This window comes from Pseudomonas sp. TE36184 (genome assembly GCF_054060055.1).
In genome coordinates this window covers 2,920,153-2,943,598 of record NZ_JBSSCU010000001.1, presented here as the reverse complement: position 1 = coordinate 2,943,598, position 23,446 = coordinate 2,920,153, and the positions used below count along the sequence as shown (strand labels likewise).

At 61.9% G+C, this 23,446-nt stretch carries 24 protein-coding genes; 11 read left to right on the top strand and 13 right to left on the bottom strand.

The window, feature by feature from the left end; translation table 11 throughout:
• Positions 1 to 3: 3 nt before the first annotated feature.
• Entirely contained in the window at positions 4 to 1,116 is a 1,113-nt protein-coding gene (locus ACVWZP_RS13130) for an enoyl-CoA hydratase/isomerase family protein (protein ID WP_457369843.1), read from the bottom strand.
• Between the two features lie 136 nt (positions 1,117 to 1,252).
• On the opposite strand from ACVWZP_RS13130, the gene ung reads away from it, so the two are divergent.
• A complete protein-coding gene (gene ung / locus ACVWZP_RS13125) occupies positions 1,253 to 1,945 on the top strand; it encodes a uracil-DNA glycosylase (RefSeq protein WP_046384379.1) in 693 nt (230 codons plus the stop codon).
• A 16-nt stretch (positions 1,946 to 1,961) separates the two neighbouring features.
• On the opposite strand, the gene ACVWZP_RS13120 is transcribed toward ung, so the two are convergent.
• From ACVWZP_RS13120 to ACVWZP_RS13095, 6 genes are all read right to left on the bottom strand, one after another.
• Entirely contained in the window at positions 1,962 to 2,885 is a 924-nt protein-coding gene (locus ACVWZP_RS13120) for a YncE family protein (protein ID WP_046384378.1), read from the bottom strand.
• 130 nt (positions 2,886 to 3,015) lie between these two features.
• Entirely contained in the window at positions 3,016 to 4,044 is a 1,029-nt protein-coding gene (locus ACVWZP_RS13115) for an AbrB family transcriptional regulator (protein WP_457369842.1), read from the bottom strand.
• Positions 4,037 to 5,551 (bottom strand): tripartite tricarboxylate transporter permease, encoded by a 1,515-nt coding sequence (locus ACVWZP_RS13110; RefSeq protein WP_046384377.1) that lies wholly within the window; start codon positions 5,549 to 5,551, stop codon positions 4,037 to 4,039. Before ACVWZP_RS13110 ends, ACVWZP_RS13115 begins: the two co-directional genes overlap by 8 nt.
• Before the next feature lies 1 nt (position 5,552).
• Complete coding sequence (locus ACVWZP_RS13105) at positions 5,553 to 6,011, bottom strand: tripartite tricarboxylate transporter TctB family protein (RefSeq protein WP_046384376.1); 459 nt, start codon at positions 6,009 to 6,011, stop codon at positions 5,553 to 5,555.
• A 60-nt stretch (positions 6,012 to 6,071) separates the two neighbouring features.
• Positions 6,072 to 7,061 (bottom strand): Bug family tripartite tricarboxylate transporter substrate binding protein, encoded by a 990-nt coding sequence (locus tag ACVWZP_RS13100; protein WP_164887021.1) that lies wholly within the window; start codon positions 7,059 to 7,061, stop codon positions 6,072 to 6,074.
• A 41-nt stretch (positions 7,062 to 7,102) separates the two neighbouring features.
• Positions 7,103 to 8,395: an OprD family porin gene (locus ACVWZP_RS13095; protein WP_424801314.1), complete on the bottom strand. Its 1,293-nt coding sequence runs from the start codon at positions 8,393 to 8,395 to the stop codon at positions 7,103 to 7,105.
• 234 nt (positions 8,396 to 8,629) lie between these two features.
• Between ACVWZP_RS13095 and ACVWZP_RS13090 the strand changes: the two genes are divergently transcribed.
• Both ACVWZP_RS13090 and ACVWZP_RS13085 read left to right on the top strand, forming a co-directional pair.
• Positions 8,630 to 9,301, top strand: coding sequence for a response regulator (locus tag ACVWZP_RS13090; RefSeq protein WP_017844905.1), 672 nt, complete (start codon positions 8,630 to 8,632; stop codon positions 9,299 to 9,301).
• The gene (locus ACVWZP_RS13085; RefSeq protein WP_017844906.1) at positions 9,294 to 10,679 is read left to right on the top strand and encodes a sensor histidine kinase; all 1,386 of its coding nucleotides are present in this window, start codon (positions 9,294 to 9,296) and stop codon (positions 10,677 to 10,679) included. The genes ACVWZP_RS13090 and ACVWZP_RS13085 overlap by 8 nt, the downstream gene beginning before the upstream one ends.
• Here the strand turns inward: ACVWZP_RS13085 and ACVWZP_RS13080 are convergent, their stop codons facing one another.
• Positions 10,680 to 11,501, bottom strand: a complete 822-nt coding sequence (locus tag ACVWZP_RS13080) for an HDOD domain-containing protein (RefSeq protein WP_017844907.1) — start codon at positions 11,499 to 11,501, stop codon at positions 10,680 to 10,682. It abuts the gene before it with no gap.
• A gap of 36 nt (positions 11,502 to 11,537) precedes the next feature.
• Entirely contained in the window at positions 11,538 to 12,479 is a 942-nt protein-coding gene (ygfZ, locus tag ACVWZP_RS13075) for a CAF17-like 4Fe-4S cluster assembly/insertion protein YgfZ (RefSeq protein WP_457369841.1), read from the bottom strand.
• Positions 12,480 to 12,618: 139 nt separating this feature from the next.
• Between ygfZ and ACVWZP_RS13070 the strand changes: the two genes are divergently transcribed.
• Both ACVWZP_RS13070 and ACVWZP_RS13065 read left to right on the top strand, forming a co-directional pair.
• Positions 12,619 to 12,873 carry an FAD assembly factor SdhE gene (locus ACVWZP_RS13070; protein WP_046384372.1) on the top strand — a complete coding sequence of 85 codons (255 nt, stop codon included), beginning with the start codon at positions 12,619 to 12,621 and terminating at the stop codon, positions 12,871 to 12,873.
• The gene (locus ACVWZP_RS13065; protein WP_017844909.1) at positions 12,857 to 13,306 is read left to right on the top strand and encodes a protein YgfX; all 450 of its coding nucleotides are present in this window, start codon (positions 12,857 to 12,859) and stop codon (positions 13,304 to 13,306) included. The genes ACVWZP_RS13070 and ACVWZP_RS13065 overlap by 17 nt, the downstream gene beginning before the upstream one ends.
• On the opposite strand, the gene nadB is transcribed toward ACVWZP_RS13065, so the two are convergent.
• Positions 13,275 to 14,891, bottom strand: a complete 1,617-nt coding sequence (gene nadB, locus ACVWZP_RS13060) for an L-aspartate oxidase (RefSeq protein WP_017844910.1) — start codon at positions 14,889 to 14,891, stop codon at positions 13,275 to 13,277. The two genes, ACVWZP_RS13065 and nadB, sit on opposite strands and share 32 nt — an antisense overlap.
• Positions 14,892 to 15,353: 462 nt before the next feature.
• Here nadB and rpoE point away from each other — a divergent pair, with 462 nt between their 5' ends.
• From rpoE to ACVWZP_RS13040, 4 genes are all read left to right on the top strand, one after another.
• The gene (gene rpoE / locus ACVWZP_RS13055; RefSeq protein ID WP_003172477.1) at positions 15,354 to 15,935 is read left to right on the top strand and encodes an RNA polymerase sigma factor RpoE; all 582 of its coding nucleotides are present in this window, start codon (positions 15,354 to 15,356) and stop codon (positions 15,933 to 15,935) included.
• Positions 15,936 to 15,967: 32 nt separating this feature from the next.
• Positions 15,968 to 16,555 (top strand): sigma-E factor negative regulatory protein, encoded by a 588-nt coding sequence (locus ACVWZP_RS13050; protein WP_046384370.1) that lies wholly within the window; start codon positions 15,968 to 15,970, stop codon positions 16,553 to 16,555.
• 16 nt (positions 16,556 to 16,571) lie between these two features.
• Entirely contained in the window at positions 16,572 to 17,534 is a 963-nt protein-coding gene (locus ACVWZP_RS13045; protein ID WP_457369840.1) for a MucB/RseB C-terminal domain-containing protein, read from the top strand.
• A 235-nt stretch (positions 17,535 to 17,769) separates the two neighbouring features.
• Entirely contained in the window at positions 17,770 to 19,209 is a 1,440-nt protein-coding gene (locus ACVWZP_RS13040; RefSeq protein ID WP_108524274.1) for a DegQ family serine endoprotease, read from the top strand.
• Between the two features lie 65 nt (positions 19,210 to 19,274).
• Here ACVWZP_RS13040 and ACVWZP_RS13035 read toward each other — a convergent pair whose 3' ends face one another.
• Positions 19,275 to 20,708: a M48 family metalloprotease gene (locus tag ACVWZP_RS13035; RefSeq protein ID WP_057004971.1), complete on the bottom strand. Its 1,434-nt coding sequence runs from the start codon at positions 20,706 to 20,708 to the stop codon at positions 19,275 to 19,277.
• A gap of 95 nt (positions 20,709 to 20,803) precedes the next feature.
• Between ACVWZP_RS13035 and ACVWZP_RS13030 the strand changes: the two genes are divergently transcribed.
• On the top strand, positions 20,804 to 21,043 hold the full coding sequence (locus tag ACVWZP_RS13030) for a sulfurtransferase TusA family protein (RefSeq protein ID WP_017844915.1): 240 nt from the start codon (positions 20,804 to 20,806) through the stop codon (positions 21,041 to 21,043).
• Between the two features lie 32 nt (positions 21,044 to 21,075).
• Entirely contained in the window at positions 21,076 to 22,146 is a 1,071-nt protein-coding gene (locus tag ACVWZP_RS13025; protein WP_017844916.1) for an AI-2E family transporter, read from the top strand.
• A 38-nt stretch (positions 22,147 to 22,184) separates the two neighbouring features.
• On the opposite strand, the gene ACVWZP_RS13020 is transcribed toward ACVWZP_RS13025, so the two are convergent.
• On the bottom strand, positions 22,185 to 22,658 hold the full coding sequence (locus tag ACVWZP_RS13020) for a peroxiredoxin (RefSeq protein ID WP_046384366.1): 474 nt from the start codon (positions 22,656 to 22,658) through the stop codon (positions 22,185 to 22,187).
• Between the two features lie 10 nt (positions 22,659 to 22,668).
• The gene (locus ACVWZP_RS13015; protein WP_003172487.1) at positions 22,669 to 23,229 is read right to left on the bottom strand and encodes a glycine cleavage system protein R; all 561 of its coding nucleotides are present in this window, start codon (positions 23,227 to 23,229) and stop codon (positions 22,669 to 22,671) included.
• Between the last annotated feature and the right edge of the window lie 217 nt (positions 23,230 to 23,446).

Below are 23,446 nucleotides of genomic sequence, written 5' to 3'. Positions count from 1 at the left end.
CTGTCAAAAGTAGGAAAAATCCGCGAGCGGATGGCGGCCTTCCCAGGCTTTGTTGAAATGCGCCTGCACCACGGCCTGCGGAATGGCATTGATATCCGGCCAATGCCAATGAGGCTGCTGGTCTTTGTCGATCAACCGCGCGCGGACCCCTTCGCTGAATTCCGGGTGGCGGCAGCAATTGAGGCTCAGGGTGTATTCCATCTGGAACACCTCGGCCAGCGACAGGTGGCGGGCGCGCTGGAGCTGTTCCCACACCAGGTGCGCGGTCAGCGGGCAGCCTTCGCTGAGGGTCTTGCCGGCGCGGCTGAGCAACGGGTCGGCGTGCTCGCGCAACGGGCACAAGGCCCGCCAGGCACTGCGCACGTCACTGACATCCAGCCACTCATCGATCTGCGCCCGGCGTGGTAGCCATTGCGCTTCGGGTTGCTGGTCGATGGCTTCCTGGGCCAAGGCCTTGAGCAGGCTGTTGAGCTGCATCGCGGTCTGTTCCTGCCAGTTCAGTTGCAGCAGGCCTTCGAGCAGTTCGTCTTGCTGGTCGTCGCGCATGAAGCGGTCGGCCAGGCCCAAATCGAGCGCGTCGCGGCCGTTGATGTGCGCGCCGGTCAGGCCAAGGAACAACCCCAGTTTGCCCGGCATGCGTGACAGGAACCAACTGGCGCCCACATCCGGGTACAGGCCGATGCTGATCTCGGGCATGGCCAAGCGGCTGCTGGGGGTGACGATACGCACCGAGGCGCTTTGCAGCAGGCCCATGCCGCCGCCCAGCACATAGCCGTGGCCCCAGCAGATCAACGGTTTGGGGTAGGTGTGCAGGCGATAGTCGAGGCGATATTCCGCGGCAAAAAACTGCGCGGCCAGCTCCGGCACGACGCCGGGTTGTTCACGGCAGGCCATGGCCAGGCTGCGCACTTCGCCGCCGGCGCAAAATGCCTTGGGGCCCTTGCCGCGCAACAGCACGCAGACGATGTTCGGGTCTTTGGCCCAGGCGTCCAGGCGATCGCCCAGGGCCAGGATCATCGGCAGGGAGAGGGCGTTGAGGGCCTTTTCGGCGTCCAGGCTGGCGATGCCGATGCGCGCGCCGCCGCTGCCGGTCAGCTCTTCGAAGTGCAGGTTCATCGTGACCTCAATCGGGAAGGTGAAGGTTGAGTATGATCCCTTCATGGGAAAGTGCCGGTTGTGTGTCAGATCAATTGACAAGCGGGGTCGGCTTTCCTAGGGTTCGCCTCATTCTTTTTTACAAGACCAGTCAATCATGAGCGAAGGCGACCGTATCAAACTCGAACCCAGCTGGAAACACGCCCTGCGCGATGAGTTCGAGCAGCCCTACATGGCCCAGTTGCGTGAGTTCCTGCGCCAGGAACACGCGGCCGGCAAGGAGATCTACCCGCCTGGCCCGCTGATCTTCAACGCGCTCAATTCCACGCCGCTGGACAAGGTCAAGGTGGTGATCCTCGGCCAGGACCCCTACCACGGCCCCGGCCAGGCCCACGGTCTGTGCTTCTCGGTGCAACCGGGCGTGCCGGCGCCGCCGTCGCTGGTCAATATCTATAAAGAGCTCAAGCGCGACCTGAATATCGACATCCCCAACCACGGTTGCCTGCAAAGCTGGGCCGACCAGGGCGTATTGCTGCTCAACACCACCATGACCGTGGAACGCGCCAACGCCAACGCCCATGCGGGCAAGGGCTGGCAGTTTTTTACCGATCGGATCATCGAAGTCGTCAGCGAGCACCAGCCGCATCTGGTGTTCCTGCTGTGGGGCGCGCATGCACAGAGCAAGCAGAAGCTGATCGATGCGACCAAGCATCTGGTGCTGACGTCGGTCCACCCGTCGCCGTTGTCGGCGTATCGCGGGTTTCTGGGCTGCGGGCATTTCAGCCGCACCAACAAGTTTCTTGAGCAGAATGGCGAGACGCCGATTGAGTGGCGGTTGCCGGCGCTATAAGCCCGACTGCGTCGTCTCACAACCTGACTTGCGACACCGTGGCGTTGCCAATATTCGCCACGTATGCGGTCCTACCGTTGGGCGCCACGACGATCCCGCGCGGTTTGTTGAAGCCTTGGATCGAGCCGGTTATCGCCTGAGTACGGGTATTGAGGACACTCACCCGGTCGCCGTCGGTTTCCGTGACGTAGGCGAATTCGAGCATCGTGTGAAACGCCACCTGATAGGGGCTCAGCAAACCGCCCAGTACGGTGCTGGCCTGTGTGGTGGAAGTGTCGCCGATATACAGTTCACCACGGTCACGGTAGGTGATGTAGACGCGTGCGTTGAAGCGAGCGTGGGCAATGGTGGTGGGTTCGCCGGCAACGGTAGGGGTTTGGGTAACGATTCTGTTGGTGCCCAGGTTGATGCTGGTCCATCCATCGAAATCCGAGGCAACGTGCGAGCGAGCGTTGCCGGGTGCTATTGCAATTTCCCGGGGCAAGCCCACTGCGGTGGCGGCAATGCGCTGATGGTTGGCGGTATTGATCACCACCACCTCCGAAGCGCCATGGTCAGCCACATACAGGCGCACACCAGTAGAGTTCAGCGCCATGCCATTGACGGTTGTGAACCCCTTGATGTGATCAATGACGGTATCGGTCGATGTGTCGATCACTCTGATCGGCGTATCGCCTGCCTGGCTATTATCGCTGACATAGAGGCGTTGCTCGGCGGGATGCATGGCGAGCCAAATCGGCGAGCCCACATCGATAATCGTGGTCAGAACGCTGAAGCTCGCCGTGTCGATGACCGTAATACCCTGGGGGAGGGTAGCGCTGGCAACATACAGGCGCGTGCCGTCTGTGTTGAGCACAAGCCGATTGGGGGAGCCCTGCACAGCCACCGTGTTGATGATGGCTGCGGGCTCGTCGATGATTAAAGGGGGAGGTGGCACCATGATCACAATCCTCAGGGGCGCTCTTGCACACCATTGATTGAAGGCTTGGACGTGTGAATGCCGCTAGCTGTAAAGGTTGACAGTTCGGATGAGCGGTAGTGATCTATGAAGGATTCCTTCTTGAAGGTAATCAGGTTTGGCGGTTCCAATGCCTGAACAACGGCTCCGCCAGAAACAACACGAACAACAAGCGCATCACCTGCATTGCCGTCACCAACGGCACCGACAGTTGCAGGGTTTCCGCGGTCAAACTCATCTCGGCAATGCCGCCTGGCATCATGCCCAGGGTCAATGAGCGCAGGTCCAGTTGGGTCATCGCACTCAAGCCCACGGCGGCCAGCGTCGCCAGCACCATGGTCAAGGCGGTGCCGATCAAGGTGCGCGCCATGAACGACGGCGCACTGCGGAAGAACTGACGATTGAAGTGGCAGCCCAACCCGCTGCCGATCAGCCACTGGCCGATCTGGCTGCCGCCGTCGGGCAGGCCTATGTGCAGGTCCCACGCCACACTGGCGGTGGCACTGACCAACAGGGGCCCGAACAGCCACGGGTTCGGCTGACGCAAGCGCTGCCAGCCCCAGGCCACCAGCGCACCGGCGGGAAACAGCAGCGCCAGCCAGGCCCAGCTCACCGGGGCGGGATGAAACTGCGGCGCGCCACCGTCCAGCACGTACTTGAAGATCGCCGGTACGCACAGCACCACCACCAACACCCGCAGGCTTTGCCCCGCCGCGACCCGGCTGAGCACCGCGCCATTGCGCGCGCCGAGGTTGACCATCTCGCCGGAACCGCCGGGCATGCTGGAGAAAAACGCGGTGGCGCGGTCTTCGCCGCTGCGGCGCATCAACCACACGCCGACCACGCTCGACAGGCTGGTGACCAGCGCGCCGAAGAAGATCAAACCGAAGTGGCTCATCACCTGTTCGATCACCAGCGGAGTGAAGTGCAGGCCGATGCCGATGCCCACCACCCATTGGCCGCCTTTGCGCCCGCCGGGAATCTCCGCCAACTGCCACGGCGTGAGGCAACGCACGAGGATGATCGCCAGTAGCGAACCGACCATATACGGCAACGGCCAGCCGACCAGGCTGGCCAGGTAACCGCCGGCCAGGCCGACCAGCGGTGTTCCCCACCAGTGTTTAAAGCTGGCCTCAGACATCGGCCACGGCACGACGCTGCAACGCACGTTTGCGGTAGATGCGCGCCAGCGGTAACAGCAGCATCACGGCGGTCAATACCCAGACACCGAAGGTGATCGGGCTGGACCACAGGATCTCCAGCGCACCGTTGGAGATCGACAGCGCGCGGCGCAGGTTCTGCTCCATCAGGCCGCCGAGGATAAAGCCCAGCAACACCGGCGACAGCGGGAAGTCGAGCTTGCGCAGGATGTAGCCGAAGATGCCGATACCGATCATCAGGAACAGATCGAACGTGGTGGCGTGAACCGCGTACACGCCGATCGCGGTAATGATCGCGATCACCGGCACCAGCGCCCAGTTCGGCACGGCGAGGATGCGCGTGAAGATGCGGATCATCGGGATGTTGAGGATCACCAGCATGATGTTGGCGATGAACAACGAGGCGATCAGGCCCCAGACGATATCCGGTTGCTGTTGGAACAACAGCGGGCCCGGCGTGATGTTGTACAGCGACAGGGCGCCGATCATCACCGCGGTGGTGCCCGAACCCGGCACGCCCAGGGTCAGCATCGGCACCAGCGCACCGCAGGCGGAGGCGCCGATGGCGGTTTCCGGTGCCGCCAGACCGCGCATGTCACCCTGCCCGAATTTACCGCTGGCCCCGGCCAGGCGTTTCTCGGTCATGTAGGCCACGGCTGACGCCAACGTCGCGCCAGCGCCGGGCAATACGCCCATGATGAAACCGAGCAGGCCGCACCGGATGTTCACCACAAATACCGACGAGGCTTCCTTCAGGTTAAACATCATCCGCCCGGTGGCTTTCACTGCTTCCTGGCCACGGTGGGTTTTTTCCAGCAGCAACAGGATTTCGCTGATGGAGAACAGGCCCAGCACCAACACCACGAACTGGATGCCGTCGGTCAGGTGGATGTTATCGCCGGTAAAGCGGTACACGCCGCTGTTGGCGTCGATGCCCACCGCCGACAGGAACAGGCCGATCAGCGCCGCGACGAAGGTCTTCAGCGGTTTATCGCCGGCCATGCCGCCGAGGCAGACAATCGCGAACACCATCAGTACGAAATATTCCGCCGGGCCGAAGGCAATCGCCCACTTGGCCAGCAGCGGGGCAAACAGCACCATGCCGCAGGTGGCGATAAACGCGCCGATGAACGAACTCCACGCCGACAACGACAAGGCCACACCGGCCAGGCCTTTACGGGCCATCGGGTAACCGTCGAGGGTGGTCATCACGGTGGAGGCTTCGCCCGGGATGTTCAGCAGGATCGAGCTGATACGCCCACCGTATTCGCAGCCCAGGTACACGGCCGCCAGCAGGATCAACGCCGACTCCGGCGGCAGGCCCAGGGCGAACGCGATGGGGATCAACAGCGCCACGCCGTTGATCGGGCCCAGGCCCGGCAGCAGGCCGACCACGGTGCCGATCAAGGTGCCGCACAGCGCGGTCACCAGGTTGTAGGGGGACAGTGCCACGCCGAAGCCCTGGCCCAAATAGCCGAAAGTATCCATATCAGTTCTCCAGAACGTCGAGCAGGCCGAGGGGCAGCGGAACATCCATGGCTTTATCGAACAGCAGATAAAGGCCGACGCTCATCAAGGTGATGATCACCGCACCGGGCAACCAGCGGCCGCCATACAGCCGTGCCATCGGAATGCCGATCAACATGCTGCTGAGAATGAAACCGAGGGATTCGAAGGTGGCGGCAAACACGATCAACAGCGCCACGCAGATGCCGATCTTGATCAGGGTGGCGCGGTCCAGCGCGGGTTCTTCCTCAGTGTGTTTGGTCGGCTGCGGGCGAAACAGCATGTAGATCAGCGCCAGGCTCATCAGCCCGAGCATCAGCAGCGGGTAGGCCCGAGGCCCCACGGGTTCGTAGGAAAACGACGCCTGGTAGGGCCAGGCCATCAAGGCCAGGCCCGCGCAGGCCAGCAGCAGCGCGGCGGCGAATATGCGTTGTAAGAGCATGTTGAACTCCTGGGCCACGCCCCTGTTTCAGCAGGGCGTGGCCGCGCGACAGAGGGGCGATTACTGGATCAGGCCGAACTCTTTGGCCAGCACTTTGTAGTCCGCTACCTGCTTCTTCACGTAGGTGTCCAGCTCCGGGCCGGTCATGGCGAACGGGAACAGCTCGCGCTGGTCACGCAGCTTGGCGAAGTCTTCGGAGGCCAGCAGTTTGTCGAAGGCGTCTTTCCACCAGGCGTAGTCGGCATCGCTGACTTTTGGCCCAAGGTAGAAACCGCGCACCACTGGCCAGACGATGTCGTAGCCTTGCTCTCTGGCGGTCGGAATATCCTTCATTTCCGGCTCGTCCAGGCGCGCTTCGGAGAACACCGCGAGCAAGCGCATGTCTCCACTCTGGATATGGGGCATGGAATCGGAGATGTCGGTACTGCCCACCTGGATGTGGTTGCCCATCAGCGCGGTGACAATTTCACCGCCACCTTCCAGCGCCACATAGCGCAGGTCGCGCGGGTTGATCCCGGCGGCCTTGGCGATCAGCGCGGTTTGCATCCAGTCCTGGCTACCCACGGTGCCGCCGGAACCGATGACCACTTTGCTCGGATCTTTCTTCAGCGCCTGCACCAGGTCGTCGAGATTTTTGTAAGGCGAATCGCTTTTCACCGCGATGGCGCCGTAGCTGGTGCCGACCGCTGCCAGCCAACGCACGGCGCTTTCATCGAAGCGCCCGAACTTGCCCTGGGCCAGGTTCAGCAGCGAACCGCTGGACCAGGCCACCAGGGTGCCGCCGTCTGCAGGGCGCTGTGCGACCACGGCGTTGTAGGCCACTGCGCCCACGCCACCGGGCATGTAGGTCACGCGCATCGGCTTGCTCAGCAGCTTCTGGTTGACCAGCGCGCTTTGCGCCAGTTTGCAGGTCAGGTCAAAACCACCGCCAGGGGAGGCCGGGGCGATGCATTCCGGGCGCTTGGGTTCGTCGGCGGCCAGCAGTTGGCCGGCGAACAGCATGCAGCCGGCGGCGAGGGCGAATTTACGCAATGAAAGGGTCATGGTTATCTCCATCGTTGTTGTTATGAGTGGCTATTACCAGGCACTGCTTACCAGAGCGCGACGCTGTAACTGACCAGCAGGCGTACTTCATCCGCATCACGCGCTGAATAGTTGGAACGATAGGTCGCATTGCGCAGGCGCACGGCGACATCCTTGAACGTGCCGCTTTGCACCACGTACTTGATCTCGCTGTTGCGTTCCCACTCCTTGCCGGTCTCGCCGTTCTTGAGCTTGATATGGTCACCCGACAGGTAACGGCTCATGAAACTCAGGCCGGGAATCCCCAGCTTGGCGAAGTCATAGTCGTAGCGCGCCTGCCAGGAGCGTTCCTCGGCGCCGGCAAAATCGTTGATCTGCACGAAGTTGACCAGGTACGGGTCGCTGCCATCCACATACGGAAACGCGCTGTCGCCGGACATGTGCTGGTAGCCGGCGCTGAGCTTATGGCCATTGAGGGCATAGCTGAACAGGCCGTTGAGGGAGGTGTTGTCGATCTTGCCGCCGCGGGCGGCGCCGGTGTCGTCGCTGATCGCCAGGCGCAGGTCGCTGGCGAAGGTGCCGGGGCCCATCGGGCGCGCAGCCACCAGGCCGAGGAAGTGCTGGCGGTACACGTCGTCGAGTTGGGCGAAGTGATAGCTGCCGGTGATCTTGTCGGCGAACTTGTAGTCCACGCCGCCGAAATTGAAGTGCTTGCCGGTGGCGCCGCTGAGGAAACGGCTGTTCTTGTTGTTGAGGGCGATGTCCTCGTAGTTGGTGTCGTCGCGGTCCTTGGCCTTGTCGAGACGGCCACCGGTGAACACCAGGTTCTTGAACTCTTTCGAGGTGATCAGGCCACCGTTGAAGGTTTGCGGCAGGATGCGGCCGTCGTTGGGCTTGAGGATCGGCAGTTCGGGGATCAGCGCGCCGACTTTCAGTTCGGTGGCGGAGATCTTCACTTTGCCGGTCAGGCCCAGCTTGGAATACTCGTTGGCGGCGCGGCCATCGTCGTGGGTGGGCAGCAGGCCGCTGCCGGTGCGGTCGGGGCTGGAGTCGAGCTTGACGCCGAGCATGCCCAGCGCATCCACGCCAAAGCCGACGGTGCCGTCGGTGTAGCCCGATTGCAGGTTGAGCATGAAGCCCTGGGCCCATTCGTCGCGCTTGGATTGCTGGGCGCTGGTGCCGTCGCGAAAGTCGCGGTTGAAGTACATGTTGCGGGTTTCCAGGGTCGCGCTGCTGTCTTCGAAGAAGGCGGCTTGGGCTAGCGGCGAAAAGCCGGCAAGGGTGGCGGCGCTGGCAAGGGCGGTTTGGGTCAGGCGGGAAAAACGCACAGGCGTGCAAGCCTGGGGCTGTGTCGACAGCATCGTTGAGTACTCCGTTATTGTTCTTATTTGACGAAAACGCTTCGAGGCGTTTTTCGGGTGCTACGGATCAGGCAGCTCGGCGGGCATGGCCTACCGTGGCTGGATGCTAAAGGGTGAAGCTTTCACTAACCTTTCAGTTGCCTTTCAATGTTTTCGGGCTTCACAGCCCAGGCCGCGCCTGTAAACTGCCTCGCAGAGCGTGGCGCCGACCACCCCCGAATGAGGTAGAAATCCATGCGTGTCCTCCTGGTTGAAGACCATTTGCAACTGGCCGAAAGTGTCGCCCAGGCGCTCAAGAGCACGGGTCTGACCGTCGATGTGCTGCACGACGGAGTGGCCGCGGACCTGGCCTTGGGCAGTGAGGAATACGCCGCGGCGATCCTCGATGTGGGCTTGCCGCGCATGGACGGTTTCGAGGTGTTGGCGCGCTTGCGGGCGCGTGGGAAAAATCTGCCGGTGCTGATGCTGACGGCGCGCAGTGATGTGAAAGACCGTGTGCATGGCCTGAACCTGGGCGCCGACGATTACCTGGCCAAGCCGTTCGAGCTGACGGAACTGGAGGCGCGGGTCAAGGCGCTGTTGCGGCGCAGCGTGCTCGGCGGCGAGCGCCAGCAGGCGTGCGGCGTGCTGGTCTACGACCTCGACACCCGCCGCTTCACGGTCGGCGGCGAGCTGCTGACCCTCACGTCCCGCGAGCAAGCCGTGCTTGAAGCGCTGATCGCGCGCCCGGGCCGGGTGATGAGCAAGGAGCAACTGGCCGCCCAGGTGTTCGGCCTCGACGAAGAAGCCAGCCCGGATGCGATCGAAATCTACATACACCGCCTGCGCAAGAAACTCGACGGCCAGCCTATCGCCATCGTCACCTTCCGTGGCCTCGGCTACCTGCTGGAAGCGCGCGATGCATAAGCCCAGCAGTCTGCGCTGGCGGCTGCTGTGGAACCTCGCGCTGTTGCTGGTGCTGTTGATGGTCGCCAGCGGCATGAGCGCCTACTGGAACGGCCGCGAAGCCGCCGACACCGCCTATGACCGCACCTTGCTGGCCTCGGCACGCACGATTGCCGCCGGCCTGACCGAGGTCGACGGCAGCTTGAGCGCGAATGTGCCGTATGTGGCCCTGGACACCTTTGCCTACGACAGCGCGGGGCGGATTTATTACCAGGTCAATGACATCGACCAGAAGCTGATTTCCGGTTACGAAAACCTCCCCGGCCCGCCGCCTGGCACGCCGCGCACTGATGATTACCCGGCATTGGCACGGTTTTACAACGCTACGTACCAGGGCCAGGCCGTGCGCGTGGTGAGCCTGCTCAAGGCGGTTTCCGAACCGAACATGAACGGCATGGCGGAAATCCGCGTGGCCGAGACCGATGAAGCCCGCGTCAGCATGGCCCGCAGCCTGATGGCCGACACCTTGCTGCGCCTGGGCATGCTCGCCATCGGCGCGCTATTGCTGGTGTGGTTTGCCGTGAGCGCGGCGTTGCGCCCGCTGGAGCGCTTGCGCACGGCGGTGGAAGAGCGCCAGCCCGACGATCTGCGGCCGTTGCCGCTGGTCGAGGTGCAGCTCGAGTTCGGCCCGCTGGTGCGTTCCATCAACCATTTCACCGAACGCCTGCGGGGCCAGTTCGAGCGCCAGGCACAGTTTATCGCCGATGCGGCCCACGAACTGCGCACGCCGCTGGCCGCGCTCAAGGCGCGCCTGGAACTCGGCCTGCGCGCCGAAGACCCGGCCACCTGGCGCAGCACCCTGGAAACCGCCGCGCAAGGCACCGACCGCCTGACCCATCTGGCCAATCAATTGTTGTCCTTGGCGCGCATCGAAAACGGCGCCCGGGCGATTGCCGAAGGCGGGGCGCAATTGCTCGACCTCAGCCAACTGGCCCGCGAACTGGGCATGGCCATGGCGCCGTTGGCCCATGCGCGTGGGGTCGCGCTGGCGCTGGAAGCCGACGAGCCGGTGTGGCTGCGCGGCGAACCGACGCTGCTCAACGAGCTGTTGAGTAACCTGGTGGATAACGCCCTGGCGCATACGCCGCCTGGCGGCAATGTGATCCTGCGCGTGACGGCACCGGCGGTGCTGGAAGTGGAAGATGATGGCCCGGGCATTCCGCTGGACGAGCGCGACCGCGTGTTCGAACGCTTCTATCGCCGCAGTCAGCAGGGCCTGGGCTCCGGTCTGGGCCTGGCGATTGTCGGCGAAATCTGTCGCGCGCATCTGGCCCAGATCAGCCTGCATGATGGTGAACCGACGGGCTTGAAAGTGCGCGTCAGTTTTGTCGCCGGTTGATCAGTAGAACATCGACCGCGCTTCATCCAGTTCCGCACGCACGCTGTCGCTGTAAAGGTCCAGGCGCAGTTTCTTGACTGCCGGCAGGTTGGTGATCGGTACATCCGCCAGTGGATGCGCGGTGCCGCGATGGCAATACAGCACGGCGACTTGCACCAGGTCGATATAGTCGAGGCTGGCGGAGTCGCGTTCCAGGTCCAGGTATTGGCCCGGCAGCTTGACCAGCATCTCCGGGAAGTCCCAGCCACGCAGGAGTTTGTCGCCGAGCATTGGGTGGCTTTTCTCGATCATGTGGTTGAGGCTGACCGGGTCAGAGAGCAACTCGTAATGGTCTTCGGCATAGGTCAGGATCGGCAGCACACCGATCTGGTGCACCAGGCCTCCGAGCGCTGCCTGGTCCGGCTTGAGCTGGCTGTGGCTGCGGCACAGCGCGTAGCTGACGCCCGCCACTTCCAGGCTGCGGCGCCAGACGTCGCGCATTTTCTGTTCGATCACTTCGGAACGGGCGTGGAAGATCTGCTCCATCACCAGGCCGATCGCCAGGTTGCTGCTGTAGTTGGTGCCCAGCCGGGTGATGGCGGTGTGCAGGTCGGTGACTTCCTGCGTCGCCCGCAACAACGGGCTGTTGACCACTTTGATCAAGCGCGCCGACAGCGCGGTGTCGCGACCGATCACTTTGCTCAAGTGGCTGATGCCGATTTCCGGGTCTTCGGCGGCCTGACGAATGCTCAGGGCCACTTCCGGTAATGTCGGCAGAACCAGGTCATCGTTGTCGATGGCCGCAATCAAAGCCTGTTGGACTTTTTCCGCCAGCTCGTTCATTCATGCTCTCTAAGGTGTTGCAAAGGGGTGCGACGATCAGTGCTGGATCTCTCGATCACGATCCAATTGGTAGGGCAGGTCAAGTAGTTGCAAACCGGGACCTTCGAGGGTGCCTAAATGCACATCACCACTCTCGGCTGCTTCGGCTTGCAGAACCGCCAGAAGTTCCACCATTTGGTCAGCTTTTGCCGCGATCACCACTTCGCCGATCGCGCTGTTGTGGCTGGGAGAAAACAGCGGCGTGCCGGGCTCGGGCAATTCAGCGGCATTCAGGCTCAGGCGGTACAGGCGACGCTTGAGTTTGCCGAGGTATTGCATGCGCGCGACGATTTCCTGGCCGGTGTAGCAGCCTTTCTTGAAACTGACGCCGCCCACGGCCTGCAGGTTGAGCATCTGCGGGATAAACAGCTCGCGGGTCTGCGGCATGACCTGGCCGATACCGGCGCGCACCTGGCCCAGCAGCCATTCGTTCAAGTCAGCCGGTTGCAACTGCGCGGCCAATTGGCTGCGCACGGCTTCGGCTTGCTCGGCGGGCGCCCAGAGTTCGGTGCGACCAGGGGATACGCGGATGGCGATCAATTGTTCGCTGCGGACGACGCTGTCGGTCGCGGCCGGCAGTTCCAGGCCCAGGCTCGCCAGGGCCTGATCCGCGTTCGCCAGGCCGAAACGTGCCCAGGCGGCGCTTTCGTCGGTGAGTTTGGATTTGGAGAACACCGCGTATTTCTTCAGGTCGGCCAGTTGCGGTTCCAGCAGCTCGGTGGCCATGGCCAAGAGCACGCCATCACCTTGCAGCAGGATGCGAAAGCTCGACTGCATGCGCCCTTTTTGCGTGCAGCGCGCGCCGAGGCTGGCCTGGGTGTCGCTCAGGTAGTTGAGGTTGCAGGTGAGTTGGCCCTGCAGGAACTTGGCAGCGTCGGCGCCGCGGACGGCGAGAACGCCTTCGTGGGTCAGTGGGCAGAAGAAAGCAGAGTCGGCCATGGGTCATCGCAGGTCAAAAAGTCTAGGTGCATCATAGAGGGGCGCCCGACAAATGGATAGTTTCTGTAGGGGGCGACCAAAGCCGACTGTTCCGCTGCCTTGGGGCCTGTATACTTGCAATCTATTTGAGGAGCGTTCCATGGTCGAAGATGTAGAACTCAATCGCCTCTACTGGCACAGCCGTCGCGGCATGCTTGAGCTGGACGTGTTGCTGGTGCCATTCGTCAGAGAGGTTTACTCGACCCTTAACGAGGTGGATCGCAACTGTTACGTGCGCCTGCTGGAATGCGAAGATCAGGACATGTTCGGCTGGTTCATGGAACGCTCCGAATCGGAAGACCCGGAGCTGCAGCGCATGGTTCGGATGATCCTGGATCGTGTCCAGCCCAAGTAATCCCGCCTTCGAATGCCGCTGGCAGGCCTCGCGGCTGTTGCTGGCGGCCTATCTCCTGGCCCAGTCGTCCGCACTGGGTGCGCTGCTGCTTGTCGATTTGCCTTATTCAAGCCTTGGCCTGTTGCTGTGCCTGGCTCACGCCGCCTGGGTTATCCCGCGCCATATCCGGCTGACTCACCGTTCGTCGATTCGCGGCCTGCGCCGTGACGAAAGCGGGTGGCAGTTGTGGAGCGAAGCGCGCGGCTGGCACCGCGTGCAACTGCGTCCCGACAGCCTGGCGTTGCCGTTGATCGTGGTGCTGCGCTATCGGGTGCAGGGCGAATGGGCGGTGCGGTCGATCTGTGTGCCCAAGGATTCGCAGGCCGCCGATGTACACCGGCGCCTGCGGGTTCGCCTGAAGTTCAGTCGGCGTAGGTGGTTGGCACCAGAATAGTATCGCGGGCCTCGGGCAGCATCTGCGGGTAGTCGAGGGTGTAATGCAGGCCCCGGCTTTCCTTGCGCTCCATGGCCGAGCGGATCATCAGCTCCGCCACTTGGGCCAGGTTGCGCAATTCGATCAGGTCGCGGCTGACTTTGTAGTTGCTGTAGAACTCGTCGATCTCATCCAGCAACAGTCGCACGCGGTGTTGTGCGCGTTGCAGGCGTTTGTTGGTCCGCACGATCCCTACGTAGTCCCACATGAAGCGTCGCAGTTCGTCCCAGTTGTGGGCGATGATCACGTCTTCGTCCGAATCGGTCACCTGGCTCGCGTCCCAGCGGGGCAGGGCGGCCGGGACGGGGATCTGCGGCAGTTGTTCAAGGATGTCCGCCGCCGCCGAACGCGCATAGACGAAACATTCGAGCAGCGAGTTGCTGGCCATGCGGTTGGCGCCGTGCAGGCCGGTGAAGCTGGTTTCGCCGATCGCGTACAGGCCGGGCACGTCGGTGCGCCCGTGTTGGTCGACCATCACGCCGCCGCAGGTGTAGTGCGCGGCCGGCACCACCGGGATCGGGCCTTTGGTGATGTCGATATTGAAGGCCAGGCAGCGCTCGTAGACCGTCGGGAAGTGAGTCTTGATGAACGCTTCGGGCTTGTGGCTGATGTCCAGGTAGACGCAGTCGATGCCCAGGCGCTTCATTTCATGGTCGATGGCGCGGGCGACGATATCGCGCGGGGCCAGTTCGGCGCGCGGGTCGAAGCGTTGCATGAAGCGCTCGCCATTCGGCAGTTTCAGGTGCGCGCCTTCGCCGCGCAGGGCTTCGGTGATCAGGAAGCTCTTGGCCAGCGGGTGATACAGGCAGGTGGGGTGGAACTGGTTGAACTCCAGGTTGGCCACCCGGCAGCCCGAGCGCCAGGCCATGGCGATGCCGTCGCCACAGGCACCGTCGGGGTTGCTGGTATAGAGGTAGACCTTGGCCGCGCCGCCCGAGGCGAGAATGGTGAAGCGCGCGCCGTAGGTGTCGACTTCGCCGCTGTTGCGGTTGAGCACATAGGCGCCGAGGCAGCGCTCGCCCGACAGGCCCAGGCGTTTCTCGGTGATCAGGTCGACGGCGACCCGTTGCTCAAGCAGTTCGATGTTCGGGCGTTGGCGGGCTTGTTCGAGCAGGGTCCTGAAGATCGCGGCCCCGGTGGCGTCGGCGGCGTGGATGATGCGGCGATGGCTGTGCCCGCCTTCGCGGGTCAGGTGGAACTCGAAGCCGCCGTCATCGCTGCCGGCGTGATCGTCACGGGTAAACGGCACGCCCTGGTCGATCAGCCATTGAATGGCTTCGCGGCTATGTTCGACGGTAAAGCGCACCGCATCTTCGTGGCACAGGCCGCCGCCGGCGTTGAGGGTGTCTTCGACGTGGGACTGCACTGTGTCGGTGTCGTCCAGCACGGCGGCAACACCGCCCTGGGCCCAGAATGTCGAGCCATTGGCCAGGTCGCCTTTGCTCAGCACCGCAATGCGCAGGTGGCTGGGGAGGGTCAGCGCAAGGCTCAGGCCGGCTGCGCCGCTGCCGATCACCAGGACATCGTGTTGAAACTGTTGGCTCATTTGAAGGATTCCGCAAAAAGCGATCCACAGGGGCTGGCGCAAACAGGACGCCTGGATCGGCGAATCAAAGGGTCACACGGGCTACTAGTATATAGAGGGGGGGAGCGGCACAATAGCCGCGCATTCGTGGCAATGTGAAATTACGGTGCACGGCCAAGGTAAATGGACCGGTTATTGAAGTGGGAACTTTTTGCATAAGCCCCGACTCAATAGCAGGTTGCCCGAAAGCTGGGAAAACGTTGAGTTTATTGGCCCGTCGGGAGCATTGGACGCGTCAGGAAACCGGCGACAAGATTATTCGCGCAGCCGGCATTGCCCGCGCTGCGTTTTTCGTGTGTGCCAAATCAGTGCATGCCGGAAACTTGCTTGGAGGGGAGAACTTTTGCGGAAAGTCCGAGTCTATGTTTGCAAGCCTGATCGTTCAGTTATGCAAGCCTCCTTCAAGTACAACGAGGAGTGTTCATGCTAACCCAGGAAGAGGATCAGCAGCTGGTCGAGCGCGTTCAACGCGGCGACAAGCGAGCTTTTGATCTGCTAGTGCTGAAATACCAGCACAAAATTCTCGGGTTGATCGTGCGGTTTGTGCACGACACCCATGAAGCGCAGGACGTTGCACAGGAAGCCTTTATCAAGGCATACCGTGCGCTGGGCAATTTCCGCGGTGACAGCGCGTTTTACACGTGGCTCTACCGCATCGCCATCAACACGGCGAAGAACTATCTGGTGTCTCGCGGACGCCGCCCACCAGATAGTGATGTCAGTTCGGAAGATGCAGAATTTTACGATGGTGATCACGGCCTCAAAGATCTCGAGTCGCCGGAGCGTGCATTGCTGCGCGACGAGATCGAAGGCACCGTTCATCGCACTATTCAGCAACTGCCAGAAGATTTACGGACGGCGTTAACTTTACGTGAATTCGATGGTCTGAGTTATGAAGACATTGCGAGCGTCATGCAGTGTCCGGTGGGGACTGTAAGGTCACGGATTTTCCGGGCCCGGGAAGCCATCGATAAAGCCTTGCAACCGTTGTTGCAGGAAAACTAAAGACAGCGGCGACAGCCAAGAGAGGAACCGCCATGAGTCGTGATGCCCTGCAGGAATCGCTGTCCGCAGTGATGGATAACGAAGCGGATGAACTGGAACTTCGTCGGGTGCTCAATGCATTCGGTGATGCCGAAACCCGTGATACCTGGTCTCGTTACCAAGTCGCTCGGGCGGTGATGCACAAGGATCTTCTAATCCCTCGTCTGGATATTGCTGCGGCCGTTTCTGCTGCACTGGCTGATGAAGCCGTTCCGGCAAAAGCTGCGCGGGGGCCATGGCGTAGCCTGGGTCGCCTGGCAGTGGCCGCTTCGGTGACTGTTGCCGTTCTGGCTGGTGTTCGCCTGTACAACCAGGACGAAATCGCCGGTGCCGAACTGGCCCAGCAGACTCAGCAACCGATCATGGCTGGCCCGCAAGTCAAGGGCCCCGCCGTACTGGCAGGCTACAAGGAAAGCTCCGACACTACCGGCCCGATGGCGAACGGTGTGCTTCAAGGGCAATCCGGCTGGCAGGATCAGCGTCTTCCAGGCTACCTGCGCCAACACGCACAGGAATCGGCCTTGAAAGGCACTGAAAGCGCTCTGCCTTATGCTCGCGCGGCAAGCCTGGAAAACCGTTGAACCGTTGAGGAGCACTATGCGCGCCATACCGCTCCTTACGCTTTTGCTCAGTGGTTGGTTTGCACTCCCCGCCCACGCCGATGATGCCCAAGACTGGTTGACTCGACTTGGGCGTGCTGAGCAACAGCAAAGCTTCCAAGGTACGTTCGTCTACGAGCGTAACGGCAATTTTTCTACCCACGACATCTGGCATCGTGTCCAGGACGGTCAGGTTCGCGAGCGGCTTTTGCAGCTCGACGGTTCGGCTCAGGAAGTCGTGCGGGTAGACGGTCGGACGCAATGCGTCAGCGGCACTCTTGTCGCCGGCCTCGGCAATTCGCGTGATGCCCCTTCACGTGCGCTTGATCCGCAAAAAATCGCGCAATTCTATGAACTGGCCGTCATCGGCAAATCTCGCGTGGCCGGTCGAAATGCGGTGATTGTGTCGATCACTCCGCGTGACCAATACCGCTATGGTTTTGAGTTGCACCTGGACCGCGAAACCGCGTTGTCCCTTAAATCCCTGCTGGTGAACGATCAGGGGCAGTTGCTGGAGCGTTTCCAGTTCACGCGATTGAACACCTCGGTCACGCCGGATGATCGCGACTTGCAACCCACAGGCGATTGCACGCCTATTGCAGTGGCCACGGCTAAAGCGCCCGAGGTGCAACCTGCCCAGGACTGGCATCTGGAATGGTTGCCGCCGGGTTTCCAGTTGACCAGCAGCAATGCGCGCAAAGACACCCAGACCAAAGCGACGGTCGACAGTCGGATGTATGAAGATGGGCTGGCGCGGTTTTCGGTATTTCTTGAGCCGATCGGCGAATCCGGCGTTACCGAAACCCGTACCCAGTTGGGCCCGACGGTCGCGGTGTCGCGTCGGCTGAATACGGTGGATGGCGAAATGATGGTCACGGTAGTGGGCGAAATCCCCATGGGCACCGCCGAGCGCATCGCGCTGTCGGTGCGCGGTGAAAAAAAACCAGCCGCCAAGCCGTGAATCGTTAATCTTATGTTCATCCTGGCCTTTCACCCTACGTCCATGCGAGGTTGGCTGCCGAGCGTCATGAAATGTCCGGTCCAGCATTTTCACTTGCAAAAATCTCTCATATTTTTTATAGGTCAGGGCTTGTCGGCGCTGACCATGTTTTGTTCGCGGAACGGAGATGTCGGTCACAGTTTCCGGCGTTTCCAGAACCCTGTCGCCCAACCCTGCTCGTCGTAACGGGAGCTGTATGTCGATACCACGCTTGAAGTCCTATTTATCCATAGTCGCCACATTGTTGGTGTTGGGTCAGGCCGTGCCCGCGCAAGCGGTCGAGCTGCCTGATTTCACCCAATTGGTCGAGCAGGCCTCGCCTGCCGTGGTGAACATCAGTACCACGCAAAAACTGCCCGAGCGCAAAGTCTCCGACCAGCAGATGCCGGACCTGGAAGGCCTGCCGCCGATGCTGCGCGAGTTCTTCGAGCGTGGCATGCCGCAACAACGCGCGCCCCGTGGCGGTGGCGGTGGCCAGCGTGAAGCGCAGTCCCTGGGCTCAGGCTTCATCATCTCGCCCGATGGCTACATCCTGACCAACAACCATGTGATTGCCGACGCTGACGAGATCCTCGTCCGTCTGGCTGACCGCAGCGAGTTGAAAGCCAAGCTGGTCGGCACTGACCCACGTTCCGACGTGGCGTTGCTGAAGATCGACGGCAAGGACCTGCCTGTGCTGAAACTGGGCAAGTCCCAGGACCTGAAGGCCGGGCAATGGGTCGTGGCGATCGGTTCGCCGTTTGGCTTTGACCACACCGTGACCCAAGGCATCGTCAGCGCCATCGGCCGCAGCCTGCCCAACGAAAACTACGTGCCGTTCATCCAGACCGACGTACCGATCAACCCGGGTAACTCCGGTGGCCCGCTGTTCAACCTGAACGGCGAGGTGGTCGGCATCAACTCGCAGATCTACACGCGCTCCGGTGGCTTCATGGGCGTGTCGTTCGCCATCCCGATCGACGTGGCCATGGACGTTTCCAACCAACTCAAAAGCGGCGGCAAAGTCAGCCGTGGCTGGTTGGGCGTGGTGATCCAGGAAGTGAACAAGGACCTGGCCGAGTCCTTCGGCCTCGACAAGCCGGCCGGTGCGCTGGTCGCTCAGATCCAGGACGACGGCCCGGCAGCCAAGGGCGGCCTGCAAGTCGGCGACGTGATTCTGAGCATGAACGGCCAGCCGATCGTCATGTCGGCAGACCTGCCGCATTTGGTGGGCGCGCTCAAGGCGGGCAGCAAAGCCAAGCTGGAAGTGATCCGTGAAGGCAAACGCCAGAACGTTGAACTGACCGTCGGCGCCATTCCGGAAGAAGGCGCGACCCTTGATGCCCTCGGTAGCGCCAAGCCGGGCGCCGAGCGCAGCAGCAATCGCCTGGGTATTGCCGTGGCCGAGCTGACGGACGAGCAGAAGAAGGCCTTCGACCTGAAAAGCGGCGTGGTGATCAAGGAAGTGCAGGACGGTCCTGCCGCGTTGATCGGCCTGCAGCCAGGCGATGTGATCACTCACCTGAACAATCAGGCCATCGACAGCACCAAGCAGTTCACCGACATCGCCAAGGCGCTGCCGAAGAACCGTTCGGTCTCGATGCGCGTCCTGCGTCAGGGCCGTGCCAGCTTCATTACCTTCAAGCTGGCTGAGTAACACCGGCGCATCAAAAAGCCCCGCCTTCGTTTAACGAGGACGGGGCTTTTTTGTGGGCGGTGGGTTTAGCCCATCATTCCTTTCACCAAGCGTTCCTGTTCGATCAGCTCACGCTGGCGTGCGTCGATACGTGACGACAGTGGGAAGTTGCTGCCGGCACGGCGCTTGGCGAAGTCCAGTTGTTGAATGGCTTGCTGGAAGTCGCCGACCAGGGCGAAGTACTCGGCGCGCGCCTGGTGCAGGCCGATGATATTGCCGGACAAGCCGCGCGTTTCGGCGACCTGGTACCACACGTCCGGATCGTCCGGGCGCGACTTGAGCAAACCGTCCAGGGCCTTTTCCGCATCGGCGGTGCGGTTCTGTTTGAGTAAAAGGTCCACTCGCACCTGGTTCAGCGGATAGTTGCCGGGGTACTGGGTGAGCATCCGGTCAGTGCGTTGCTGGGCATCCGGCAAGCGGTTGTTGGTGATGTCCAGTTCGATCTGCGCCAGGTTGTAGGTAATGTCGTTGGGCGACTTGGCCAACAGCGGGGCCAGGTTTTCCCGGGCTTCCTTGAGCTTGGTCCCCTTGATTTGGGCGATGGCCAGACCATAGCGCGCCACGTCGCTTTTCGGGTTTTCGTCCAGTTGGGCCTGGAAGCGCTTGGCGGCGAGGCCTGGCGTGTCTTCGTATTTCAGCTGCACCCGTGCGCGAATCAATTGATAACGCAGGCTGTCTTCGGTGCCGCCGAGCTTGGCCTGTTCGGCGCGGTTGCGGGTGTCGGCGATGCGCGATTCGGTCACCGGGTGAGTCAGCAGGAATTCCGGCGGCTTGGCGTCGAAGCGGTATTGACGCATCAGGCGCTCGAACATGGTCGGCATGGAGCGTGGGTCGTAACCGGCTTTCTCCAGGTTGAGGATGCCGATGCGGTCGGCCTCTTGTTCATTCTGGCGCGAGAACCGCCGTTGTTCCTGGATCGCCGCGGCCTGGGTGCCGGCAATTGCAGCAATGCCGGCGTCGCCCGCACCGGCTGCGGCGGCAATGATGCCGCCGAGCATCGCGGCCATCATCGGGATCTGCATGCGCTGTTGCGCTTCGACGCCGCGCGCGAAGTGACGCTGGGACAAGTGAGCCAATTCGTGGGCCAGCACCGAGGCGTATTCACCTTCGGTCTGGGCGTTGAGGAACAGCCCGCCGTTGACCCCGACGATACCGCCAGGCGCGGCAAAGGCGTTGAGCTGCGGGCTGTCGATCAGGATGAACTCCAGGCGACGGTCATTGACCTGGCTGGTCTCCACCAGTTTGTACACGCTGGTTTCGACGTAATCCTTGAGCTGCGGATCGTTGAGCTGCGCCACCTGGCCGCGTAAGTAGGCAAGCCAGGCGCGACCCAGTTGGTATTCCTGTTGTGGCGAGACAATGGCTGAGCTGGCGTCGCCAAGTGACGGCAGGTCGTCGGCAAAGGCCGGGGAGGCCAGCAGGCAGGCCAGCGTCAGCAGGGTGGGGCGCAAAAAAGTCATGCACAGAGCCTTTCGACAAAGAGCTTACTGTAGCCGGACACTGAGCGTCGGACCAGATATTCTAAGCAACCTGAACGCTTGCCCGGAGTAAAACCATGACCGACGCTGTAGCCTTTGATGCCGAACTCGATGCCAGCGGCCTCAATTGCCCGTTGCCTTTGCTCAAGGCCAAACTCGAACTCAATCGATTGGCCAGCGGCGCGGTGCTCAAAGTCATCGCCACGGATGCGGGTTCCCAGCGTGATTTCCGCACCTTTGCCAGGCTGGCCGGTCATACCCTGGTGCATGAAGAAGACGCCGCCGGTGTCTACCGTTATTGGTTGCGCAAGGCCTGAAGCGTCCGCTTCCCACCACCCGAGGTTGATTGATGTTCAAAGTGTTACGAGACTGGATTCAGCGCTACTTCTCCGACGAGGAAGCCGTGGTGCTGGCGGTCCTGCTGTTCCTGGCCTTTACCGCCGTCCTCACCCTGGGTGGCATGCTCGCCCCGGTACTGGCGGGGATGGTGCTGGCCTACCTGATGCAGGGGTTGGTCACCACCCTGGAGCGTCTGCGCTTACCGGGCGCGGCGGCAGTGGGGCTGGTATTTGCTTTGTTCATGGGGCTGTTGCTGGTATTTATCGTGGTGGTCGTGCCACTGCTGTGGCACCAGTTGATCACCCTGTTCAATGAGTTGCCCGGCATGCTCGCCAAATGGCAGTCTCTATTGCTGCTGTTGCCGGAGCGCTACCCGCATCTGGTGTCGGATGAGCAGGTATTGCAAGCCATCGAAGTGGCACGCGGCGAGATCGGAAAGTTCGGGCAGTGGGCGGTGACCTTTTCCCTGTCCAGCCTGCCGTTGCTGGTCAACATCATGATCTACCTGGTGCTGGTGCCGATCCTGGTGTTTTTCTTCCTCAAGGACCGCGCGATGATCGGCCGCTGGGTAAGTGGCTATCTGCCGCGTGAGCGTGCGCTGATCACCCGGGTGGCCGAGGAGATGAACCGGCAGATCGCCAACTACATTCGCGGCAAGGTGATCGAGATCATCATCTGTGGCGGCGTGACCTACATCGCCTTTATTGCCCTGGACCTGAACTACGCGGCGCTGCTGGCATTGTTGGTGGGCATTTCAGTGGTGGTGCCGTATGTCGGCGCGGTGGTGGTGACGGTGCCGGTCACGTTGATCGCCTTGTTCCAGTGGGGCTGGAGCGACCAGTTTATCTACCTGATGGCGGTGTACGGCATCATCCAGACCCTGGACGGCAACGTACTGGTGCCGCTGCTGTTCTCGGAGGCGGTCAACCTGCATCCGGTGGCGATCATCTGCGCGGTATTGTTGTTCGGCGGGTTGTGGGGGTTCTGGGGCGTGTTCTTTGCGATCCCTCTGGCGACGCTGTTCAAGGCGGTGCTGGATGCATGGCCGCGGCAGGAACCGGTGGTGGCGCCCTTACTCTGAAGCGAGGGGAGGGCGCGTGCGCCCTCTCCCGATGATGCTCACGCGTTATGCAAAGCCTGGGCGGCCGCCAGCACGGCGTCCACATGCCCTGGCACTTTCACGCCACGCCATTCCTGGCGCAGCACGCCATCCTTGTCGATCAGGAAGGTGCTGCGATCCACGCCCAGGTATTCCTTGCCATACAGCTTCTTCAGCTTGATCACGTCAAACAGCTGGCAAACCGCTTCGTCCTTGTCGCTGATCAGCTCGAACGGGAATTCCTGCTTGCCCTTGAAGTTCTCATGGGACTTCACGCTGTCGCGCGACACGCCAAACACTTCGGTGTTGGCTGCCTTGAACGCCGCGTACTGGTCACGGAAACCCTGGCCTTCGGTGGTGCAACCCGGGGTGCTGTCCTTCGGGTAGAAGTAGATCACCACTTGCTTGCCCTTGAGGGCAGCGAGGCTGAAGGTCTGGCCGCTGGTGGCCTGGGCTTCGAAATCGGCTACGGGTTTGTCGATGACTACCGCCATGGGGGCTTCCTTACATTGGGTTCTGTGGGCGCCACGGCTCGATCAATGCGTCGAGGTTCAGGGCATCGGCGAAGTCGAGGAACTGGTCGCGCAGCCAACTGATCTGCACGCCGGCCGGCAAGGTCACGGTAAACGTGGCGTTGAGCATGGTGCCGCCGGTTTGCGGTGCCTGGTAGGTGTCGCAGGTGAGGTTTTCCAGCTCGACGTTATGGTCGATGAAGAACTGGCACAACTCGTTGACGATGTCCGAGCGGTAGGCCGAACTGACATATGCCACATAAGGCAGGGCCTGCGGGCGGTTTTCCAGCGCGGCACTGCGTACCACATTGACGGTGAAGTCGTGCTTCTTGGCCAGGCCCGGCAGGCCGGTCTCCAGGCGTGCCAGGGCGTCCCAGGTGCCGGAAATCTGCAGCACCAGCGCACTGCACTCGCCATGGCGGGTGAGACGGGAGGTGACGACGGCGCAGCGGTTTTCATGGCTGGCGCGGCACAGGACGTTGGTCAGCTCCATGGGGTTGGCGCCGAGGGCACTGATAACAAGGAATTGTTCGCGAACTGTGGGGGTGGACATGCAGCCTTCCTAAAACGATGAGCGGTCGATACGGTGAGGGCTGTATCGATCAAAGCATGAAGGGTAGCGAAAAGCGTCGCCAAGGGATAGGAGGTGGCGTTTTCATTGCGTGATCGGCGGGTTTTTACCCCGTCTCGGCCCGCACTTTCGCGCAATGATGGCAATGCCCGTCGTTTAGTTGCGCCAGAACGCATCCTCAGGCGGTACTTCGCTTGTA

What these genes read in the sequence shown, in the direction of transcription:
- ACVWZP_RS13130 (WP_457369843.1), bottom strand. Translation starts at nt 1,116, where the DNA reads ATGAACCTGCACTTCGAAGAGCTGACCGGCAGCGGCGGCGCGCGCATC.
- ung (WP_046384379.1), top strand. Translation starts at nt 1,253, where the DNA reads ATGAGCGAAGGCGACCGTATCAAACTCGAACCCAGCTGGAAACACGCC.
- ACVWZP_RS13120 (WP_046384378.1), bottom strand. Translation starts at nt 2,885, where the DNA reads ATGGTGCCACCTCCCCCTTTAATCATCGACGAGCCCGCAGCCATCATC.
- ACVWZP_RS13115 (WP_457369842.1), bottom strand. Translation starts at nt 4,044, where the DNA reads ATGTCTGAGGCCAGCTTTAAACACTGGTGGGGAACACCGCTGGTCGGC.
- ACVWZP_RS13110 (WP_046384377.1), bottom strand. Translation starts at nt 5,551, where the DNA reads ATGGATACTTTCGGCTATTTGGGCCAGGGCTTCGGCGTGGCACTGTCC.
- ACVWZP_RS13105 (WP_046384376.1), bottom strand. Translation starts at nt 6,011, where the DNA reads ATGCTCTTACAACGCATATTCGCCGCCGCGCTGCTGCTGGCCTGCGCG.
- ACVWZP_RS13095 (WP_424801314.1), bottom strand. Translation starts at nt 8,395, where the DNA reads ATGCTGTCGACACAGCCCCAGGCTTGCACGCCTGTGCGTTTTTCCCGC.
- ACVWZP_RS13090 (WP_017844905.1), top strand. Translation starts at nt 8,630, where the DNA reads ATGCGTGTCCTCCTGGTTGAAGACCATTTGCAACTGGCCGAAAGTGTC.
- ACVWZP_RS13085 (WP_017844906.1), top strand. Translation starts at nt 9,294, where the DNA reads ATGCATAAGCCCAGCAGTCTGCGCTGGCGGCTGCTGTGGAACCTCGCG.
- ACVWZP_RS13080 (WP_017844907.1), bottom strand. Translation starts at nt 11,501, where the DNA reads ATGAACGAGCTGGCGGAAAAAGTCCAACAGGCTTTGATTGCGGCCATC.
- ygfZ (WP_457369841.1), bottom strand. Translation starts at nt 12,479, where the DNA reads ATGGCCGACTCTGCTTTCTTCTGCCCACTGACCCACGAAGGCGTTCTC.
- ACVWZP_RS13070 (WP_046384372.1), top strand. Translation starts at nt 12,619, where the DNA reads ATGGTCGAAGATGTAGAACTCAATCGCCTCTACTGGCACAGCCGTCGC.
- nadB (WP_017844910.1), bottom strand. Translation starts at nt 14,891, where the DNA reads ATGAGCCAACAGTTTCAACACGATGTCCTGGTGATCGGCAGCGGCGCA.
- rpoE (WP_003172477.1), top strand. Translation starts at nt 15,354, where the DNA reads ATGCTAACCCAGGAAGAGGATCAGCAGCTGGTCGAGCGCGTTCAACGC.
- ACVWZP_RS13050 (WP_046384370.1), top strand. Translation starts at nt 15,968, where the DNA reads ATGAGTCGTGATGCCCTGCAGGAATCGCTGTCCGCAGTGATGGATAAC.
- ACVWZP_RS13045 (WP_457369840.1), top strand. Translation starts at nt 16,572, where the DNA reads ATGCGCGCCATACCGCTCCTTACGCTTTTGCTCAGTGGTTGGTTTGCA.
- ACVWZP_RS13040 (WP_108524274.1), top strand. Translation starts at nt 17,770, where the DNA reads ATGTCGATACCACGCTTGAAGTCCTATTTATCCATAGTCGCCACATTG.
- ACVWZP_RS13035 (WP_057004971.1), bottom strand. Translation starts at nt 20,708, where the DNA reads ATGACTTTTTTGCGCCCCACCCTGCTGACGCTGGCCTGCCTGCTGGCC.
- ACVWZP_RS13030 (WP_017844915.1), top strand. Translation starts at nt 20,804, where the DNA reads ATGACCGACGCTGTAGCCTTTGATGCCGAACTCGATGCCAGCGGCCTC.
- ACVWZP_RS13025 (WP_017844916.1), top strand. Translation starts at nt 21,076, where the DNA reads ATGTTCAAAGTGTTACGAGACTGGATTCAGCGCTACTTCTCCGACGAG.
- ACVWZP_RS13020 (WP_046384366.1), bottom strand. Translation starts at nt 22,658, where the DNA reads ATGGCGGTAGTCATCGACAAACCCGTAGCCGATTTCGAAGCCCAGGCC.
- ACVWZP_RS13015 (WP_003172487.1), bottom strand. Translation starts at nt 23,229, where the DNA reads ATGTCCACCCCCACAGTTCGCGAACAATTCCTTGTTATCAGTGCCCTC.